The sequence below is a fragment of the Muricoccus nepalensis genome (assembly GCF_006438825.1).
Taxonomy (GTDB): Bacteria; Pseudomonadota; Alphaproteobacteria; order Acetobacterales; family Acetobacteraceae; genus Roseomonas; species Roseomonas nepalensis.
Genome location: NZ_RCZP01000046.1, coordinates 1 through 15,956 on the forward strand (window position 1 = coordinate 1; position 15,956 = coordinate 15,956).

At 65.6% G+C, this 15,956-nt stretch carries 25 protein-coding genes; 18 read left to right on the forward strand and 7 right to left on the reverse strand.

Annotated features, from left to right (window positions below):
- On the forward strand, window positions 1-612 hold a 612-nt coding region (locus EAH89_RS26255), incomplete at its 5' end, for a PEP-CTERM sorting domain-containing protein (protein WP_206667685.1).
- 795 nt (window positions 613-1,407) lie between these two features.
- Complete coding sequence (locus EAH89_RS26260) at window positions 1,408-2,133, forward strand: hypothetical protein (protein WP_140886664.1); 726 nt, start codon at window positions 1,408-1,410, stop codon at window positions 2,131-2,133.
- A 14-nt stretch (window positions 2,134-2,147) separates the two neighbouring features.
- Here EAH89_RS26260 and EAH89_RS26265 read toward each other — a convergent pair whose 3' ends face one another.
- From EAH89_RS26265 to EAH89_RS26275, 3 genes are all read right to left on the reverse strand, one after another.
- Window positions 2,148-2,417 (reverse strand): helix-turn-helix domain-containing transcriptional regulator, encoded by a 270-nt coding sequence (locus EAH89_RS26265; RefSeq protein WP_140886665.1) that lies wholly within the window; start codon window positions 2,415-2,417, stop codon window positions 2,148-2,150.
- Window positions 2,418-2,515: 98 nt separating this feature from the next.
- The gene (locus tag EAH89_RS26270; protein ID WP_140886666.1) at window positions 2,516-2,764 is read right to left on the reverse strand and encodes a hypothetical protein; all 249 of its coding nucleotides are present in this window, start codon (window positions 2,762-2,764) and stop codon (window positions 2,516-2,518) included.
- 51 nt (window positions 2,765-2,815) lie between these two features.
- Window positions 2,816-3,052: a helix-turn-helix domain-containing protein gene (locus tag EAH89_RS26275; protein ID WP_140886667.1), complete on the reverse strand. Its 237-nt coding sequence runs from the start codon at window positions 3,050-3,052 to the stop codon at window positions 2,816-2,818.
- A gap of 116 nt (window positions 3,053-3,168) precedes the next feature.
- Between EAH89_RS26275 and EAH89_RS26280 the strand changes: the two genes are divergently transcribed.
- From EAH89_RS26280 to EAH89_RS26325, 11 genes are all read left to right on the forward strand, one after another.
- Entirely contained in the window at window positions 3,169-3,600 is a 432-nt protein-coding gene (locus tag EAH89_RS26280) for a hypothetical protein (RefSeq protein WP_140886668.1), read from the forward strand.
- A gap of 1 nt (window position 3,601) precedes the next feature.
- The gene (locus EAH89_RS26285) at window positions 3,602-3,949 is read left to right on the forward strand and encodes a hypothetical protein (RefSeq protein ID WP_140886669.1); all 348 of its coding nucleotides are present in this window, start codon (window positions 3,602-3,604) and stop codon (window positions 3,947-3,949) included.
- Complete coding sequence (locus EAH89_RS26290; RefSeq protein WP_140886670.1) at window positions 3,949-4,131, forward strand: hypothetical protein; 183 nt, start codon at window positions 3,949-3,951, stop codon at window positions 4,129-4,131. The genes EAH89_RS26285 and EAH89_RS26290 overlap by 1 nt, the downstream gene beginning before the upstream one ends.
- A 116-nt stretch (window positions 4,132-4,247) precedes the next feature.
- On the forward strand, window positions 4,248-4,628 hold the full coding sequence (locus EAH89_RS26295; RefSeq protein WP_140886671.1) for a hypothetical protein: 381 nt from the start codon (window positions 4,248-4,250) through the stop codon (window positions 4,626-4,628).
- Complete coding sequence (locus EAH89_RS26300) at window positions 4,625-5,053, forward strand: hypothetical protein (protein WP_140886672.1); 429 nt, start codon at window positions 4,625-4,627, stop codon at window positions 5,051-5,053. The genes EAH89_RS26295 and EAH89_RS26300 overlap by 4 nt, the downstream gene beginning before the upstream one ends.
- Complete coding sequence (locus EAH89_RS26305) at window positions 5,050-5,412, forward strand: hypothetical protein (RefSeq protein ID WP_140886673.1); 363 nt, start codon at window positions 5,050-5,052, stop codon at window positions 5,410-5,412. Before EAH89_RS26300 ends, EAH89_RS26305 begins: the two co-directional genes overlap by 4 nt.
- Complete coding sequence (locus tag EAH89_RS26310) at window positions 5,409-5,897, forward strand: hypothetical protein (protein ID WP_140886674.1); 489 nt, start codon at window positions 5,409-5,411, stop codon at window positions 5,895-5,897. The genes EAH89_RS26305 and EAH89_RS26310 overlap by 4 nt, the downstream gene beginning before the upstream one ends.
- The gene (locus EAH89_RS26315) at window positions 5,894-6,304 is read left to right on the forward strand and encodes a hypothetical protein (protein WP_140886675.1); all 411 of its coding nucleotides are present in this window, start codon (window positions 5,894-5,896) and stop codon (window positions 6,302-6,304) included. The genes EAH89_RS26310 and EAH89_RS26315 overlap by 4 nt, the downstream gene beginning before the upstream one ends.
- Window positions 6,305-6,321: 17 nt before the next feature.
- Window positions 6,322-6,732: a hypothetical protein gene (locus tag EAH89_RS26320; protein WP_140886676.1), complete on the forward strand. Its 411-nt coding sequence runs from the start codon at window positions 6,322-6,324 to the stop codon at window positions 6,730-6,732.
- 247 nt (window positions 6,733-6,979) lie between these two features.
- On the forward strand, window positions 6,980-7,144 hold the full coding sequence (locus tag EAH89_RS31565; protein WP_161993774.1) for a hypothetical protein: 165 nt from the start codon (window positions 6,980-6,982) through the stop codon (window positions 7,142-7,144).
- Window positions 7,145-7,222: 78 nt separating this feature from the next.
- Window positions 7,223-7,897 (forward strand): hypothetical protein, encoded by a 675-nt coding sequence (locus EAH89_RS26325; RefSeq protein ID WP_140886677.1) that lies wholly within the window; start codon window positions 7,223-7,225, stop codon window positions 7,895-7,897.
- A 6-nt stretch (window positions 7,898-7,903) separates the two neighbouring features.
- Here EAH89_RS26325 and EAH89_RS26330 read toward each other — a convergent pair whose 3' ends face one another.
- Complete coding sequence (locus EAH89_RS26330; RefSeq protein ID WP_140886678.1) at window positions 7,904-8,218, reverse strand: hypothetical protein; 315 nt, start codon at window positions 8,216-8,218, stop codon at window positions 7,904-7,906.
- A gap of 369 nt (window positions 8,219-8,587) precedes the next feature.
- Here EAH89_RS26330 and EAH89_RS26335 point away from each other — a divergent pair, with 369 nt between their 5' ends.
- The 3 genes from EAH89_RS26335 (at window position 8,588) to EAH89_RS26345 (ending at window position 10,054) form a co-directional block, all read left to right on the forward strand.
- Window positions 8,588-8,995 (forward strand): type II toxin-antitoxin system RelE/ParE family toxin, encoded by a 408-nt coding sequence (locus EAH89_RS26335; protein WP_241667222.1) that lies wholly within the window; start codon window positions 8,588-8,590, stop codon window positions 8,993-8,995.
- Window positions 8,992-9,399: a helix-turn-helix domain-containing protein gene (locus EAH89_RS26340; protein ID WP_206667686.1), complete on the forward strand. Its 408-nt coding sequence runs from the start codon at window positions 8,992-8,994 to the stop codon at window positions 9,397-9,399. Before EAH89_RS26335 ends, EAH89_RS26340 begins: the two co-directional genes overlap by 4 nt.
- Before the next feature lie 412 nt (window positions 9,400-9,811).
- Window positions 9,812-10,054, forward strand: coding sequence for a hypothetical protein (locus tag EAH89_RS26345; RefSeq protein WP_140886679.1), 243 nt, complete (start codon window positions 9,812-9,814; stop codon window positions 10,052-10,054).
- Between the two features lie 27 nt (window positions 10,055-10,081).
- Here the strand turns inward: EAH89_RS26345 and EAH89_RS26350 are convergent, their stop codons facing one another.
- The 3 genes from EAH89_RS26350 to EAH89_RS26360 form a co-directional block, all read right to left on the reverse strand.
- A complete protein-coding gene (locus EAH89_RS26350) occupies window positions 10,082-10,660 on the reverse strand; it encodes a hypothetical protein (RefSeq protein ID WP_140886680.1) in 579 nt (192 codons plus the stop codon).
- Window positions 10,661-10,722: 62 nt separating this feature from the next.
- Window positions 10,723-11,574, reverse strand: a complete 852-nt coding sequence (locus EAH89_RS26355) for a hypothetical protein (RefSeq protein ID WP_140886681.1) — start codon at window positions 11,572-11,574, stop codon at window positions 10,723-10,725.
- The gene (locus EAH89_RS26360) at window positions 11,571-12,086 is read right to left on the reverse strand and encodes a hypothetical protein (protein WP_140886682.1); all 516 of its coding nucleotides are present in this window, start codon (window positions 12,084-12,086) and stop codon (window positions 11,571-11,573) included. The genes EAH89_RS26355 and EAH89_RS26360 overlap by 4 nt, the downstream gene beginning before the upstream one ends.
- 320 nt (window positions 12,087-12,406) lie before the next feature.
- Between EAH89_RS26360 and EAH89_RS26365 the strand changes: the two genes are divergently transcribed.
- Window positions 12,407-12,658, forward strand: coding sequence for a hypothetical protein (locus EAH89_RS26365; RefSeq protein ID WP_161993775.1), 252 nt, complete (start codon window positions 12,407-12,409; stop codon window positions 12,656-12,658).
- A 15-nt stretch (window positions 12,659-12,673) separates the two neighbouring features.
- Complete coding sequence (mobF, locus tag EAH89_RS26370) at window positions 12,674-15,667, forward strand: MobF family relaxase (RefSeq protein WP_140886684.1); 2,994 nt, start codon at window positions 12,674-12,676, stop codon at window positions 15,665-15,667.
- The last annotated feature ends 289 nt before the right edge of the window (window positions 15,668-15,956 follow it).

Below are 15,956 nucleotides of genomic sequence, written 5' to 3' on the forward strand. Positions count from 1 at the left end.
CGATCGGCCCACGCCGCGCCAACGCTGGATCAAGTGAATGCGGTTCCTCCCTCCAGCGCTAGCCTGTACGTAGGCGAAGATCCCTCCTGGCGCATGGTCTACTACCCGGTGCAGACGCTCACCGTAGGTACTGCGGGGTTGCTCACGAGCGTAGAACTTGATGTTCAGCGCCTGTCTGGCATGGGTACGCTCACCGTGAGTCTCTTCCCCGTTGTGCAAGAGTACAATCCGCCTGTGTTCGGATCACTGCTGGCGGCTATCGTAGTTGCTGGAGAAGCAGTCTCGACGTCGATGAGCACAATCGCTTTGGACTTCTCAACTTACGGCCTCGTGTTCGCGCCAGGCGATAGGCTTGCAATCGCCCTTCAGGCGGGAGCGGCCACTCTGTTCAATTGGGCTGCGAACTACCCTAACTCGTACAATGGGGGCATATCGTACAGCTTCATCGGAGGTCTGGACGGCCCTTTGATCTACAACGCAAATTTTGATGTCGCTTTCCGCACTTTGGTGGATCCAACAGGGCTGGTCACAGTGCCAGAACCTGCTTCGTTAGCCTTGTTCGGCGCTGGGCTGCTGGGGCTTGCCGCGGTGATGCGTAGGCGGGTCGTCTAAACGAAAGCGGCCAGCAGGTTATAGCGAGAAGCGCCACCCGCTAGCCGCTCTGTGACATGCGTTCAGCCGACGCCCCTCACCCACCACCCAATAGGCAGGCACCACTTCGTGCGGCCGCCGGTCTTTCTACTTCTCCGGACGCGGAGAGCTGCCACGTCCTGATCAGGCCGAGGGGGGCTGGCACGGTAAGTCTCCGCGAACCGCACCAGCCCAGGCCGTTACAGAAGGGACATCCGATACACGAAGTGGTGGCCCTCTCGGTGCGCCCATCGTGGCACACGACGGTGAACGAATGATAAAAGAGGTGCTGCGGGCCGGGTCGTAAGGGGAGCGACCCCATGGGGACCGGATTACCGAGCCCGCCTCCAGGCCCACCCGCGCGCTGCCAATGCGAGGGGCAGGACGGCCCGTGCAAAGTCATCCTGCCCCCGCGTCGACCCCTGACAAAGGGGGATGCTAGGTGCGGTGCCGTGGAAACGTCCCTAGCAAGCTAGTTATCACATGGAAACATTAAGACAGGGTTTGTCGGGTGCCCGAAGGAGGAGGATCGTTCGAGGTTAGGGAGGCAACCCGAGATGCCGGGGCATGGCGGGGACTAGCTCCTCCTCCAGGGTGGCGCCGGACGGTGGAGGACGTGAGCCCCAGAAGCGAGAACAGCAGAAGCTATTTTCTGCTGCGCCAAGATCGCCGGGCTCTATAGGAGCTTCGGCGTCCATCCACAGCGGGGTAATGTCCCCTATGCCTGCCGATCCGACTCCCTTTCCGACAGAGCGCGTCCGTGGCGCGGAAGGCAAGGTGAGGCTGCCTCACTGGAACGGCTCGGTTCTAATGCGGCGCACCAAAGCTATGCCGGACAGTTTCAGTGTTGAACTGTCACGAACTTTCTATCTCGCTTATCCTCGCACCCTTCTCATAGGTGCTAAGGATTCTCCGTCAAATGCGACCTTTCACTATCGATTGACGAAGAAATGGTGGCTAACCGAGGATGAAATTGTAGCGCAGCAAGAATTAATCGGCTGGATCTGTCGAGGCCCGGAGAGAGTGGGAGCCATCCACCTTATCGAATGGCATCCTATCCCCGGGCTCGGGAACGAAGACTTCTACTTCGAATTGGATACGTACACCCAATCAGCTGAGGCGCTAGCCGGAGCGTTAGCAACGGCGTGGGACATGGAGCAGCTCAGCACCGTTGGGCCGATCCTCGAGTTTCATCGTCTCTGGATGCACCCCGATCATGCAAGGGGAAGCCTCTGGTGCGACGTCATGCAGCAGCTAATTCGACGTAGGTATGCGGACAAGTTCAGCGTCCTCATCCAGCACGCCTTCCCTATCGAGTACGAAGGCGAAGAGGAAGTCGCCACCCTCGGCAATCCACCGTTCCGTAGACGCTTCCGTGCAATGCAGCGCCTCTACACGCGAACGATGGGGGTAGTGCCCTTCCCTGGGCCTGAAGCCGAAGAGGGATGGATGTGGCGAGCTCTAAGCAAAGGCGTGCCGGAGCCGAAGGTCCGGCGTGAGTAGACTACCCCACCCACTCAGGCCTGTATCACTTTGAGCCTCATTCCGAGGGCGCGGATCACGTCCAGGAGTGTGCATAGGTCGAGGCTGCCGCTCTCCAGCAGCGAGAGTGCGGGGCTTTCGCGTTCAGCTCCCGACGCCATGCTCTGGGCACGAGCAACGGTACTGAGCGCTTGAGAAACCTCTGCAGCTTCACCATCGGCAAAGACGATGGAGAGGTACTCAGCCTGCGCCGCGGGTGTGTCCAGCGCCTCAGCCGGATCCCACGGGTAGGTCTTGGTCACCATGGTCTTGTCCTCTTCCTCGGTTGGCACCCCGACGGAAGCGGGTTGCGTTGCCTCCTAGCGACGCCAGAACGCGCCAAGCCGTGCCGAGCTGGGCATAATCAACGATCGTCTACCAGGTGATCCGTACCAATCGCTACATAGAGGTCGTGAAGAGCCTCCGCCGCGCGATCCGCAAGCGCCTTCCACTCAGGGCGCGCGAGCACGGCAGGGTGCTCGCATAGGCGCTCACCCACCAGCTCCGCACAGACGAAGGCCATGTGGAAAGCTTCATGGCAGCCAAAACTGCCAGGCGCGTACTGCCCTGGATCGAGCGCCTCTTGGTCTACCTTGGGATCGTCAGCGGTCATCGGGCAAAGCTCCATCAAAGCGAAGTAAGGGCGGCCTTCCTAACAGCTGCGTCACTCAGTTGTTTTCCGCAGCTTTACCCCTTCGCCCTCATCCTCAATCATCTGAATTCCTGCCCTCTCCAAGGCTGACCGCATAGCAGTCAGAATCGCTGGTCGAGGGGAAGCCTTCTCCTGCTCAAAATTGCGGACCGTGTTGACGCCGACGCTTGCCTTTGTGGCCAACTCGTCTTGGGACCAGTTGAGGAGCGCGCGCGCGGCTCGGCTTTGGGCAGGGGACACGTTGAGCATAGCTCCTAGCCTAGCGCATGGCACAAAAAACTAGAAATAGTTTTTTCCACCAATTTCCTGTTGCTTTGGGTTTGGCACCCCTTTATGGTGTTTTTCACCAGATAGGGACGTCAACCATGCTCTCCCTCCACCCCCACCTCAACCCCGCCGTCGTCCGCGAAGCCGACCTGTTTACCGACGGGCTGGTGACGGACCAGATCCTCCGCAGCGTTGCCGAGATGCGCAGCCTGCCGCTGCTGATTGAGCGCACCCCCTGCGCCGGTCCTGACGCTCTCACCCTCGCCGAGCGCGAGCTGGCTGCAGCCACCCACGCGCACCGTGGCGCCGCCGAGTGCTTCGCTGGCGCCTGCCGCCGCCTGGGCGAGGCCAACGCCCGCTTCCACCCTCCCCTTCGCGCTGGCGGGCCGCGCGCGCCCATTAGCCCCGAGACGCGCCGCCGTGAGCAGTCCCAGGCGATGTCCTGGCTCAACTCGCGCCGCGCCCTGCTGCGCAAGGCCGAGCGCCGGCTGGCCGCTGCGCAGGCCGCCATCGCCGCTCTGGGGAACTGAGATGACTACGACCGCGCCTGATACCTCCTCGCGCCCCGATGACGCTTTCTGGCGTCCCGAGCTGGCGGCCTTTGCGGAGGCCCTGCTTGCCGCAGGCGGCAAGCCCCTTGATCCCCTGCGTGGCGGCGACGTGGCCTTCCACCTCGAAACGTCCTCCACCGACGAAATCCAGATCGGCATGCAGATGGATGAGACCGGCGAAGGCCGGGAGTTTCTCGCCGTCAGCCTGACGCTCTTCCCCGAGGAGACGCTGAACGACGCCACCCCGCAGCAGACAGCGGCCATCATCGCCGGCTGGCTGCGCGACACCGCGGCGAGGCTCGAAGCGGCGGCAGAGGGGGGCGCCTGATGCCCTTCCCTTCGGCCACCCTCAGCGCCCTGGATGCCGCCCTGCGCGAGATTGATGCCACCGCGGACCTGGACCCCGCCCGCCTGGACGACATGAGCCCGGCACGGCTGCGGGCGCTCCTCGCCGGCATGATCGAGCAGGCTCGAGAGATCCGCGCCGGCTTGCTGCCTCGGAGCGCGTGACCGGCGCCTGACAGATCCCGCGCCCGGCGGGTCATCCGGGCAAAGCGGCCGAGCGGGGTGAGCCTCGAAAACCTCCCCGCCCGGCCTTGGCAGCCACACCAACCCAGGAGGCCAACATGGCATCCGCGACCCTTAGCACCCGCGCTCCGACGCGCGACACGAAAAGCAACGTTACCGCGCTGCGGTCGGTTCTGACGCCGGCCCTGCGTGCCCGCATCGAGGCGAAGGTGGCGTCCCTCCTAGACGGCGCGACGATGCTGCTGCGCGTGCTGGACGACGCCGACCGGGCGAACCTCGACATGGAGCCAGACGCGGATGGTGAGGCCGAGGTGGCCGAGGCCAGCGGCCAGCCCCTCACCCTCTCCCCCGATCGCAGCCCCGTGGTGGTCCATCGCCCGACTGCGCGGGAGATGCGCGCCGCGTATCGCCGGAACGGCGATCCGGTTCCGGCCAACCTGCGTCGCTTCGGTGGTGGTTTCGGGAGCGCGCACGCATGAGCCGCCGGAACCTGTTGGGCGGCTTGGCCGTCCTCGTCACCGTGACGCCGGCCCTGGCGACACATGCCACCCATCCGGACGCCGCGCTGCTCGCTGCCTGCGCCGAGCACATGAAGCTCGCCGCTGAGGAGAAGCGGCTGCTGCACGCGATGCGAGCCTTCGATGTTTCCCCCGATTGTGCACCGGCCGTCGCTGCCGAGAAGGTCTGGGATGCCGCTTGCGATCGCGCCAATACCGCCCTGAAGGTGATCACCGGGATGCAGGCCGCGACCCTGGAAGGGGCTGCCGCCAAGGCCCGCTCCGTCATGGCCTACGTCCGATCCATCGAGAATCCCGGCGACACGGACGCCATGCTCAACTTCGATGAAATCGCTGCCCGTTCCGTTCTTCGCGACTTGGAGCGGATGGCAGGAGGCGCCGCATGAGCGAGGCCTTCGACTTCCGCGCCCTCGTGGCGCGTGCGGCGGACGACAACCCCGATGCTGCGGTGTATGCCGCCATCGACCGTATGGCCGACGCCCGAGAAATGGGCCGCCAAGCTTGGAGAGGCACTCAGCGGCATATTAAGGCTGGACAGGCACACCTGGACGCCTTGTCGGACCTCGCTGCGGCACAACCAGAGACGATCGAGGGCTTGCTGGCAAAGCTCCGCTGGGCTGCCGACCGGATGCACCGCGCTCCCATCTTCGAGGCGCAGCACTCAGCACTTTTGAATGCCATTGCGTGGCTGGAGCCCAAAAAGCCGACCCGCCCCCACCGTCGCACGAAGGGAGGTGCAGCATGACCGCTCGTCGTCGCCTGCTGGCCACCATGGGAGGCGCCGCCGTTGCGGTGGCGCCCTTCCCTGTCCTCGCTGCGCCTTCGCGAGTGGGAGCCGTCGAGCAAATTGTCCTTAGGCTCCCGGCACTAAAGCGGGCGATGGACGCAGCAGACGAAGCGGTAGGGGCATTCAAGGGATCGAAGACGGAACGCCATCGGTTGTGTGATGCCTGGAACGACGCTGCAGCGGCCTACTTCGGAGCCGAAGACCAAGCTCTAAGCACCCAGCCGGAGACCGTCACAGACGCGCTTCTGGTGATTGCCCTAGCCGCCACTTTGGCCAGTGGTGCCGCAGATCTCGACATGAACAACGACGCTACATCGGGACATCTGCGCGAGGTCGCACGCTACAGCCGGCGTGCGGCCGACTTCATCGCCACCAGCATCGGGCGCGATCTGAGCGCCCTGCTGCCGAGTGACCACAATTTTCCCATGGAGGTTAGCTCATGAGTTCGGCTCGTCGCGGCCTGCTGGCTGCCATGGGGGGCGCCGCTGTTGCGGTGTCCTCCGCCCCTGCCATGCCTTCCCTCGCCTCCGGCGCCTTCATCCCAGAGCGGCTTCCCGACCGTCCCGAGCTGGCCGTCTTCGAGGCCCTGGGCACCACGCAGGGCTGGACGCCCGGCCGGTGGAATGACGAGGAGTTGGTCCACTTCGAGATCGAGACCTCGGCCACGGATGCGGTCTCGCTGGACCTGCAGGACCACGGCCCAGAGTTCGGTGGGCTGGCACTGATCCTGACGATGTATCCCGAGGATGAGTTTGCCGGCGCTACCCCGCAACAGATGGCGGCAAAGGCCGCGCGCTGGCTTCGGGATGCCGCGGCGAAGCTCGAGGCGGCGGCCGGGGGTGCAGCATGACCAGCACTCGACGCGACATGCTGACGCTGCTGCCGATCGCCATGGCTCCGGCTGCCCTCCCGCCGACTCTCCTGCCGTCGCCGCCCGTCTGTTCGGGAGGCAGCCCGGACGCGGCGCTGATCGCGAAGTGTCAAGAGTTCATCCGCGCGGACCAAGCCGCGATGGAACATTACCGCATGATGGCAAGCCTGGCCGATGAACACGACTGGACCGAACACCCGGCCGAGATGGAAGCCGAGATGCGCCGGCTGAACTCACTCATCCCGGATCAGGACGAGATAGGCGAGATCCCCGCTGCCACGGTCGCCGGGCTCAGGGCGAAAGCTGAGGCGAAGTTGCACTTCCTCGCCCGGCATGACGACGGGCGGTTTGAGAAGGAGGAGCGGCTGATCGGCGGCATTCTGCTGGATCTGCTGCGGCTGACGTAGTCAGTATGCCGATAGCGCTTGGGCCTGCCGCCTGCGTGCCCTACTGTTTAGCAGCTTGCCTGCGGAAGCAGGCCATAAGGCTAGTGACTACCAGACCCAGCCGATGATCGGTTCGCCGAACCAAACCTCATCGATGGAAGACGACATGACTACAATTCCCTGCCCGTTCGTTTACGCGAACGGGAAGCACTGCCAAGGCCATGTTCGCATGGCTCGGGCGTACGGCCCCTCCCGAGGCAGCCACTATGTGGCCCAAGAGGAGGTCCGGAAGTACCGGCTGTGGTGCTCCGAAAAGGAGGATCACGCAGGCGCGGTGCGCACCAATGAGGGCAAGCTGCGGATGGAGTTTTATCCGCGAGAGCTCGCGCCCGGCGTGGAGAACGAGCTGTGGCAGAGCGATCTGTTGGGCTGACATGAGAAGGGGGCCGCGCCGGGCGTGGCCCCTCTTCTTTTGCGCTCATGCGCCGCATGAACCGGAAGTCCGCTGACCATGACTGACTACGGCCGCCCCATTTCCTTCACCGTCGGCGGTGCACGAGAACCCATCACCGGAGAAGCGGCGGCCGAACTGGAGACAATGACGGTTTCTGACTTGCTGGCGCGGCAGCGGCGGCAGGATCGTGGGGCGATCCGCGCCTTTCTCGCAGCGGTAGCGGCGGGCGACTTTTCCGCACTGGCTGACAGCTTAGAGGCTCTGGAATATGGCTTCTTGTGGCGTCCCGCATTGGCGGCCTTGGTTCGCCGCGCTGACGTTCACCCCGATGTGCCGCCGGGCTTCTTGCGAATCTGGATCCGCTACGGGGACAGCCTTCGGCAGGGAGTAGGAGACGACCTGGCACTTGCTGCTGGCTTGCGTCTTCTCATGCCTCCCTATAGCGGGCCGGCGGTGGAGGTGTATCGAGGCGAAGGCGCGCGCAATCGGCGACGGCGCACCTATGGTTTTTCCTGGTCCTCATCCCGCGAAGCCGCGGAAGCGCACGCCCGTGGCCTTTGGCAGACGACTGACGGGGGAAGCGTTTTGCTGCGTGCGACGGCACCTCCCTCCGCGATCATCTGTGCGGTGCCGGAGGAGGATGACCACTACGGGGAGGAGGAGTTCCTAGTGGACCGCCGGTACCTCAGGGGCGTGGAGGTGGTCGCAAGGTTTCCCCAGAAGGCTCTCTGACGCTCGTCAGCGTCTTCGGACAGCCCGGATCACACGGATTAGCAGGGGCGTCATGGCTTCAGCCAAGGATGCCTCCATGGTGGCCAATCGCGCTTCTGCCGCTGCTGCACGCTCACTACTAGCCACCGCCTGAGCCTCAGCCCGTTCGGCACGTCCGCGATCGTTCAGGCGGTCGACTTGGGCCGCGTCCAGGGCCGTCCGTGCCTTTTCAAGCTGTTGACCAAGGTTGTTCACGGTCGTGCGTAGGTCGGCCACGGTCGCCTGCAGAAAATCCACAACCATGCCACGAGGTTCGTCAACCGGTTGTCCCTGGTCGTCCACGATCTCCTCTTGTGAGCTATCTAGCGGGGGTAGAGCGGCCAAGAGTTCGGGATCAAGACGGAGTTGACCATCCACGTTCGACTTAACAGCCCGCAGCTTGCCCCGGCGAATACGCTGCCGAAGAGCCTCCCGGCTATAGCCACTACGAGAAGCCGCCTCGGTCAGTGTAGGCCATTGGGCGGGTGTCCCTGGTTGTCCCTGGTCGTCCGTGGTCATGCCGCATGACAACCGCTAGGACGACCACGGTCAAGGATCACTCTGCGGGTTCTCTGCGGATGGCTTTTCCAGCCTGGGCCCGCGCGAAAAAGGTGAGGCGGCAGGCAGGTCGTGACAGTTGAGTCCGAGGCTCCTTCAACCGCGGAGCTTCCAATGTCCAACATCGTCAATCTGAATATCAATGCTCTTGACCGCATATGCGTTTCTGCGCATATTGCGCATATGCCTTGGCATGTCACCTTCCACCCCGAAATGGCCGAGGACTTCGAGACCTTCTCGCGGGAGGTGCGTATTGCCCTGGCCGCAACGCTGCGGCTCCTGGAGGCCAGCGGCCCCACCCTCGGGCGTCCCACGGTTGACACACTCAAGGGGAGTAAGGTCGCCAACCTGAAGGAACTGCGCTTTGCCGCTGATGGTGGTGTCTGGCGCGTTGCCTTTGCCTTCGATGGCCAACGGGTCGCAGTTCTGCTGGCTGGTGGGGATAAGGCGGGTGTGTCGGAGGCGAGGTTCTATCGAACGCTGATCGCCAAGGCGGAGCAGAGGTGGAGGACATGGGAATGAGCAAGGCCAAGGGTGTATCCCTGGACGAGATGATTGCCCGGATGTCGCCGGAGGATCAGCGCGAGGTGGAGCAGCGTGCGGCAGTCCTGGTCGCCCAGCACATGGCCCTCCGCGACGTGCGGAAGGCTATGGGTAAGACCCAGGCCACCGTCGCGCGGCAGCTCGGCATCAAGCAGGAGAACGTCGCACGCCTTGAACAACGCGGCGACATGCTGTTGTCCACCCTGCGGGGCTACGTCGAGGCCTTGGGTGGCCGCGTAACACTCAACGTGCAAATGCCAGGGCTGCCGCCGGTTGAGCTGGAGGGGTTGGGGGATCTGGCGCCAGAGGCGAAGAAGCGGGGCACCTCCCCCCGATCAACGCCGTCCGCAGCCGCACGCCCGCGCCGCACCATCGCAGCGTGATCGTCGGCGCCAGCCAATGCCTTTGCGGGGCGACTGGGGCCAGCCTTCGATGCTGCGCAACTGATAATGATGGTGACTATGGAGGCCGCAATAGGGTAGAGGCGCGCAACCCAGCGTTGTAATGGAGCGGATGTGTGCTCAAGTCTATTTGGCTGTGCGCCTTGCTTGCGAGCGACGTGCTCAAAGATGTCGAGGCTCTGGCACCTGAGTTCTGGTGACGAAGGAAAGGCAACCCTTGCCTGAACTTGCCAAGGCTCCTGTCTATGCGCAGCCACTCCGATCCTCACACGAGGGCGTCCGCCCTCGGTTGCGCCAAGTTCACATGCACAACCGCGGAGCCGCCGGTTAGCCTAGACGCTCAGCCGCATTCAGCCTGCTGATGGGTGCTGGCCGAGATGCGGAGATCTTCCAGATGACTCTTCCCGTCGACGATCAGTCCGATACCAGCGCCCTCGGCATCGCACGGGAAATGGCCAACAGAGGAGTCTCCCGCCACCAGTTCGTGGCAGCCATCAACGCGTCCGGAGAGGAGATGGTTCGCTCCGCCCGTCACCGGGGGGCTGCCCTCATGAGCGTGTACCGTGTCGTGCGTGAATACCGGGCAGAAGCCTTGGAGGAGTTCGACCGGCTCACCGCAGGGTCGGCGCGAGGGTAGCTGCGTTACCTGGGGAGGGAGAGCCGCTTACCGCCTCTGCGGAGGGACGGCCGGCGGAGCCCTTAGCCACAAGTTCAGGCTGGTCGCCTCGCCGCCTATGTCAGGGCGGAACTTAGTGCCTCGGCTGAGCGCCGGGCGTGGATCGCCATTGAGTTGGATCAAATCCAGCCAAGCCGCGGCCGCTTCTGCATCTAGGGCAAGGTGCCGGTTAAGCGCAGATACTTCGGCCATCACGGAGGCACGCCCCGCCAGGTAGCCTCCAGCTACGCCGAGCGCTGTCATGCCTGCGCAAGTAAGCCCCGCGATGACGGCGGTGCGCACCACCATCTGACGCGGCAGCCGCGCGAGCCCCTGGTGCAGGAAGCCCCGCACGTCGCGGAGGTAGGTCGCCTTGTCCGCATCGGAAAGCGAAGCCTTCCCGGCCTCGGCCAGCGTAGCAATCGCCCCGCGCAGCTCGCCTCGATGTTCGGGGGTGAGCTGCTGACGGACCGCATCGTCATCCAACGCGGCCAGCCTCTCCGCCAAGGGCAGGGCCATCAGCCTGTCCCGCTCCTTCGCGCTCTCCTCGGCCCAGACCGCACGCGCATGCTGGCGCGCGTCTGCCATCGCCGCCTCGTTGAACCCCTCCACCGTGGCGGAGGGGCGGCCCGCGCTGGAGGGGCTGGGCTTCACCGCGGCCCGTCAACCAAGCCGGCGGTTGTCAGGATGCGGCGAATCTGCGGGCGCCACTCGGCTAACCATTCCCCCACATCCGAAACCGAGCGAGCCGCCGCCCCGAGGCGGTAACCATGGGGCTGCAGGTCCTGCGGGCGCAGGGTGGCCAGTTCGTTGAGCGGTTTGCCCATACCGAACATGACCGGCCAGGCGGGGGCAGCGCAGCGCGGCAGCACGATCCGCACCACCTCGCCTGCCCGGCTGCCGGCCGCCTCACAGAGCTTGTCCAGCGCCGGATGCGAGGCTGGCAGTGTGCCCTGGTGCTCATTGACCACCACGAACAGCCGGGCGGCTGGCATCTCTTCCGCTACCCGCGCCAATGCCTCTCGAGCCAAGCGCATGGCCTCGATCTCGTTCGTGGTGACGATCAGCGCCCCGATTCCAGCGCCGTCGCCCAGCATCAGCCGGCCCGATCCGCTGTCCCACCAATTCCAAAAGAGCTTGGAGGCGTTGGCGCCCATGTCGAGCAGCCGCACGCCCTCCATGAACTCCTCCGCGATAGCGTCCCAATACTCGGCCACCAGATCCGGGTTGCGCCGGATGTCGCGCAGGCTGTCTTCGGACAGAGGATGGAAGGCCACCCGGTGCTCGCCGAGGACGCGCTGGAGGCGCGGGTCGCTCTCGGCCTCAATCACCCGGTGCTCAACCCCCACCGAGGTCATCTCCAGGCTCAGCCCGTGGATGACGATGGACTTGCCGATGCCGCCCTTGTCGTTGAGCACCAGGAAGCGCTCGACGGCAGGCGCGGCCGGAGAGGCACCCTTGCCCACCGCCTTCGTTTTTTCAGCCATACCCGCCTCGCTCATTCAGATGCTTCCTTGTTGCTAAGATCAAAGGGGTTCCAGTCCCGCGCCTTCGCCGTTCGTTCCCGGCGTTGCTTGGCCTCGTGCTGCCTGCGGTCCAGCTCGGCATAGGGATCGGCCGGACGGGCATTCTCGGGAGCGGGGAGGGGTGCCGGCACTAGGGGCTTAGCGGCCACAGGCTCGGCCTCGACGTCAGGAGTCACCCGGCGAGGCCGGACCTTAGGGGCTTCAGCAGCCCCGGCGTTCGGGCGCCGCTTCCGGCGCTCACCGCGGGCATATCTCTCGGCGTGAAAAAGCGCCTTCACCTCATCAGGGGTCAGCGGCTCCCCATCGGCGGCCTTGATCCCATCAGCGGTCATCAGGGCGGCGATCTGCTGCCAGGCAACCCCTCGCTTCCGGGCTGCCGTGAGGTCGTCAAACGTCTCCTGAATGCGAGCACGAGCGGCGGACGGCTCCTGCTTCCTGCCGGCCGGCTCCACCTCCGCCAGCCTTGCCCGGAACGCGTCATCCGCCATCGGCCTAAACCCGCTCCCCACCGAACAGACCTGAGTTCTAGCATGGTTTTCGTGCCGTAAAGCTCGAAAAGCTCCTGTAATGGTCGAATCGATGTAAAGGTGTCGTAAAGGCTGCGTTTTGCAAGCGAATAGGGTATGAAGAGCATCACACGGCGCGGCATCCACGATGCACAGTTTTGTGCGATGGGTGCTTGTTATGAGGAAAGCTTATGGCTGCTAGGGCATCTGTTCGCGTTTGGGCGTCACTCAGCGAAGGGGAAGTCGAGGCGGTTGTTAAAGTAGCCGAGGCACGGGGAATGAAACCACCTCAGCTCATTCGCTTGGCAATCCTCGCCTTCATCGGCCAAGCAGCCCCTGACACCACTGCCGCAACAGGCGTGGTCCCGGGCAGACTGGAAGCGCTGGTGGAAATCCTCGGCCAGCATGCGGCTGCTATCGGCAGGGCCGTCCCAACCCTTGAGGATGCTAGGGCGGACCGGGAGGCCGTGCAGGGGGCGCTGCAGGATATCGCGCAGGCCGTAGGCACCCTGGCAGGTTCCATTGAGCCGCCGGCCAGCGCCGGGCAGTTCTGAGGGGAGCTTAGGCCCGTGCTCGGCATCAAGCGCATCGGCGGTGGGGGCGACGGGCTGAACGTCTCGGCCGCTGCGGACTATTACGAGCGCGAGGCTCAACACGCCCTTCCCGAGCACGCCAGCCCGTCAAAGGCCACCGACGAGTACCTGATGGCCGATACTTCGGCCGCGCAGGCTACCTGGTGGAGCGCGTCCGATAGGCTTGCCCCTGATGGGGCACCGATCGTCCCTGACCAGTTGCGCCAGATGCTGGAGGGGCGTGGCCTCGATGGAGCGGCGCTCGTCCAGGCGGCCAAGCGGGCTGAACGGGTCGGGGGCTGGGATCTTACCTTCAACGCCCCGAAGGCGGTCGGCGCCCTCTACGCCACCGCCTCACCGGAGATGCGGCACGGCATCGCGGAGGACATGGCCGCTTCGGCACGCGCCGGCCTGCGCGCCCTGCATGACCGAGGAGTGTTCGAGACCCGGCGTGGCAAAGACGGGGAAACGCGCGAGCGGGCGGAGGACGTGGCCGCCGGCTTGTTCCCACAATTTACGAGCCGCGCCGGCGACCCTCAGCCTCACGTCCACTCCGTCCTGATCAACGCTGGCCGGCGCGCGGATGGCACCACCGGAGCTCTGGATCCGCAAAAACTGTATCCTTGGAAGACCTACGGGGGCGCCGTCTTCCGCGCCGAGCTGGCCAACCGCCTCGCGCAGCGTGGGGTGGCGATCCTGGAGGACGGGCAGGCCTTCACCATTGCCGGGGTTCCGCCGGAGCTCATCGCCACTTGGTCCAAGCGCCGGACCATCATCCTTGACGCCCTCGACAAGGTGCGGGCAACCCTTGAGCAGGCCGGCGAGCAAGAGCGCGTCGCCGCCACTGCTCCGGAAGGCCGGCAAGGTCCGCTGCGCGACACCCAGGCCGGGGACTCTAGCGACGCCACCGGCAAGCGCCTCCGGCTGTTGAAGGAGGAGATCACCCGGAGCACCCGGCGCACCAAGGCGACCGTCCCCGATGACGGCAGGCTGGAGGCTCGGTGGCTCCGGGAGATGGAGGGCCTTGGCCTCTCGCGTGAGGCCGTCTGGGGCGCCGTGCGCGAGGCTGCGGCACGCCACCGGCTCCCCGAGGACCGCCCGGCCAGTGCAGCCCTTACCGAGGCCCTGGAGCGGTCCTCCGTTGTCACCGACCGCACCCTGCGCCGCATGATTGCGGAGGCCACCCAGGCGCGCGGTGGTGGCGCCGAGGGCGCCCATGCCGAGTTTGACCGCCTCATCGCCAGCAAGCAGCTCGTCACCCTGGAGCCGAACCGACGGGGCGAGATGGTCTTCACCACCCAGGAGACGCTCGACCGTGAGCGCCGGATGCTGCTGGACACGCTGGAGCGGCGAGGGGAGGGGGGGCAGATCCGCAAGGCTGACGCCGAGGCCGCCATTGCTGCTCGTCCCAGCCTCGCGCCGGAGCAAGCCCAAGCCGTTCGTCACACTGCCCGCGGCGATGGCGTGGTGGTGGTCGAAGGCGTGGCCGGCGCGGGCAAGAGCTTCGCCCTGGCCGCCGTCACGGACGCGGCCAGGCGCAGCGGCGCGCATGTGGTGGGGCTCGCCCCCTCCTGGACCGCGGCGGACGTGGTGCGCCAGGACGCGGCGCTTCCCGGTGCCCGTGCACTGCAAGGGTTCGTCCGCGACCTCGACGCAGGGCGGGCCGAAGTGCAGCCGCGATCGGTCCTGATCGTGGACGAAGCAGGCATGGCTGGGGCTGGAGATGTCGCCCGGCTACTCGCCCACGCGCGCAGAGCTCGAGCGCAGGTCGTGCTAGTCGGCGACCGTCGCCAGCTCCGCAGCGTGGAGCCGGGCGCGCCCTTCTCCGCCCTGGCTGATGCGCTGGGCTTGGCGCGCATGGAGGACGTTCGCCGGCAGTCGGTTCCCTGGATGAAGGAGGCCAGCCAGGCCTTTGCCTCAGGCGATAGCGTGGAGGGGCTGGCGCGCTATGACGCTCACGGGCGCGTCCGTTGGGCGCGAGACGCCGCGGACACCTTGCAGCAGGCGGCCGACGCCTGGGAAAGGAACCGCCAAGCCTCGCCCGAGGCCTCCCGTCTCGTCCTCGCGGCCCGGAACGCGGACGTGCACGCCCTCAATCGCGAGATCCGTGGTCGGCTGGTGGCTGCTGGAGAACTCGGCGCCGATGCCATTACCGTCCGCACCCTCCATGCTGGAGGCCGCCGGGGTGGTCAGGGTGAGCTCCGGGAGATGGAACTGCGCACGGGCGACCGCCTGGCGCTAGGCTCCACGCTGACGAAGCGCGGGCATGACGTGCTGGCGAATGACGTGGCGACGCTGGAGGGCTTCACGCGCGAGGCGGACCCCACGCTCACCATCCGGCTCGACCGCACGCAGAAGACGCTTTCCCTGCGCCTATCGGAAATCGCGCCCCCGCCCACGAAGAAGCAGGGCCAGCGTCCGCCAGTGCTCCAGCACGCCTTCGCGCAGACCATTCACAAGGCGCAGGGGCGTACAGTGGACTTCACCGTCCTGCACGCGGGCGGCGGGCTCGATGATGCGCGTGCCTATGTCGGGCTGACACGGCACAGGCAGGACGCGGTGGTGGTGGCCGATGCTGGCGCCATTGCCGAACGGCTGGCCGGCGATGGCGAAAAGCCGACGCAGGAGGCCGTCCGCATGGCGTTCCTGCGGAGTGCAAAGGGGTCGGCCGATGGCTTGAACGCGGCCGACTATGTGGCGGACCGTGCCACTTGGCTGAGGACCGGCGATGCCAAGGCGCGGCCCGAGGCCGAGACGCGAATGCAGGTTGTCATGCGCCTCGCTTCGGAGGCGGCAACGCGGGCTGGGCGCATGCTCCAGTGGCGACCGGAGAGGATCCGCGCCATGGCCGCTCAGCGGGCCGAGAGGCAGAAGCTCCGCTCGCAGGATCCTTGGCAGGCGACACAGGAGCGTGGCTCCCAGCTAAAGAAAGCAAAGGCGACGGAGCAGCAGGCACCGCGGCAGCGGCAGGGGCCACGAATGGGAATGTGAGCTGTTGCCCTTTCGCGCCGGGTGATCCTGCAACGAGGGTTGCGCCGCGGAAGCGAGGTGGGAGCCCAAACGATTGGTAGGCAAAAAGGCCGATAAGAGAACACCGTCCGCTGTCACTCTTGCCGGACTAGACTTGTCCACGTCCTCGTGACATCCCGCCTCAGGTTGGACGCCTATGGTCCCCACGGCGCCTGACTACGCGCTTCCGATCCGACTGGCCCCTGCCTGCCCCTCGCAGGCAGGGGTTTGTCTTTCTCGTCCAAGTATCCGTCACACCGCACGTCGCCTT

What these genes read in the sequence shown, in the direction of transcription:
- EAH89_RS26300 (WP_140886672.1), top strand. Translation starts at nt 4,625, where the DNA reads ATGAGCCGCCGGAACCTGTTGGGCGGCTTGGCCGTCCTCGTCACCGTG.
- EAH89_RS26340 (WP_206667686.1), top strand. Translation starts at nt 8,992, where the DNA reads ATGAGCAAGGCCAAGGGTGTATCCCTGGACGAGATGATTGCCCGGATG.
- EAH89_RS26310 (WP_140886674.1), top strand. Translation starts at nt 5,409, where the DNA reads ATGACCGCTCGTCGTCGCCTGCTGGCCACCATGGGAGGCGCCGCCGTT.
- EAH89_RS26270 (WP_140886666.1), bottom strand. Translation starts at nt 2,764, where the DNA reads ATGACCGCTGACGATCCCAAGGTAGACCAAGAGGCGCTCGATCCAGGG.
- EAH89_RS26320 (WP_140886676.1), top strand. Translation starts at nt 6,322, where the DNA reads ATGCTGACGCTGCTGCCGATCGCCATGGCTCCGGCTGCCCTCCCGCCG.
- EAH89_RS26350 (WP_140886680.1), bottom strand. Translation starts at nt 10,660, where the DNA reads ATGGCAGACGCGCGCCAGCATGCGCGTGCGGTCTGGGCCGAGGAGAGC.
- EAH89_RS26305 (WP_140886673.1), top strand. Translation starts at nt 5,050, where the DNA reads ATGAGCGAGGCCTTCGACTTCCGCGCCCTCGTGGCGCGTGCGGCGGAC.
- EAH89_RS26280 (WP_140886668.1), top strand. Translation starts at nt 3,169, where the DNA reads ATGCTCTCCCTCCACCCCCACCTCAACCCCGCCGTCGTCCGCGAAGCC.
- EAH89_RS26290 (WP_140886670.1), top strand. Translation starts at nt 3,949, where the DNA reads ATGCCCTTCCCTTCGGCCACCCTCAGCGCCCTGGATGCCGCCCTGCGC.
- EAH89_RS26285 (WP_140886669.1), top strand. Translation starts at nt 3,602, where the DNA reads ATGACTACGACCGCGCCTGATACCTCCTCGCGCCCCGATGACGCTTTC.
- EAH89_RS26275 (WP_140886667.1), bottom strand. Translation starts at nt 3,052, where the DNA reads ATGCTCAACGTGTCCCCTGCCCAAAGCCGAGCCGCGCGCGCGCTCCTC.
- EAH89_RS26360 (WP_140886682.1), bottom strand. Translation starts at nt 12,086, where the DNA reads ATGGCGGATGACGCGTTCCGGGCAAGGCTGGCGGAGGTGGAGCCGGCC.
- EAH89_RS26355 (WP_140886681.1), bottom strand. Translation starts at nt 11,574, where the DNA reads ATGAGCGAGGCGGGTATGGCTGAAAAAACGAAGGCGGTGGGCAAGGGT.
- EAH89_RS26345 (WP_140886679.1), top strand. Translation starts at nt 9,812, where the DNA reads ATGACTCTTCCCGTCGACGATCAGTCCGATACCAGCGCCCTCGGCATC.
- EAH89_RS26335 (WP_241667222.1), top strand. Translation starts at nt 8,588, where the DNA reads ATGTCCAACATCGTCAATCTGAATATCAATGCTCTTGACCGCATATGC.
- EAH89_RS26315 (WP_140886675.1), top strand. Translation starts at nt 5,894, where the DNA reads ATGAGTTCGGCTCGTCGCGGCCTGCTGGCTGCCATGGGGGGCGCCGCT.
- EAH89_RS26295 (WP_140886671.1), top strand. Translation starts at nt 4,248, where the DNA reads ATGGCATCCGCGACCCTTAGCACCCGCGCTCCGACGCGCGACACGAAA.
- EAH89_RS26325 (WP_140886677.1), top strand. Translation starts at nt 7,223, where the DNA reads ATGACTGACTACGGCCGCCCCATTTCCTTCACCGTCGGCGGTGCACGA.
- EAH89_RS26265 (WP_140886665.1), bottom strand. Translation starts at nt 2,417, where the DNA reads ATGGTGACCAAGACCTACCCGTGGGATCCGGCTGAGGCGCTGGACACA.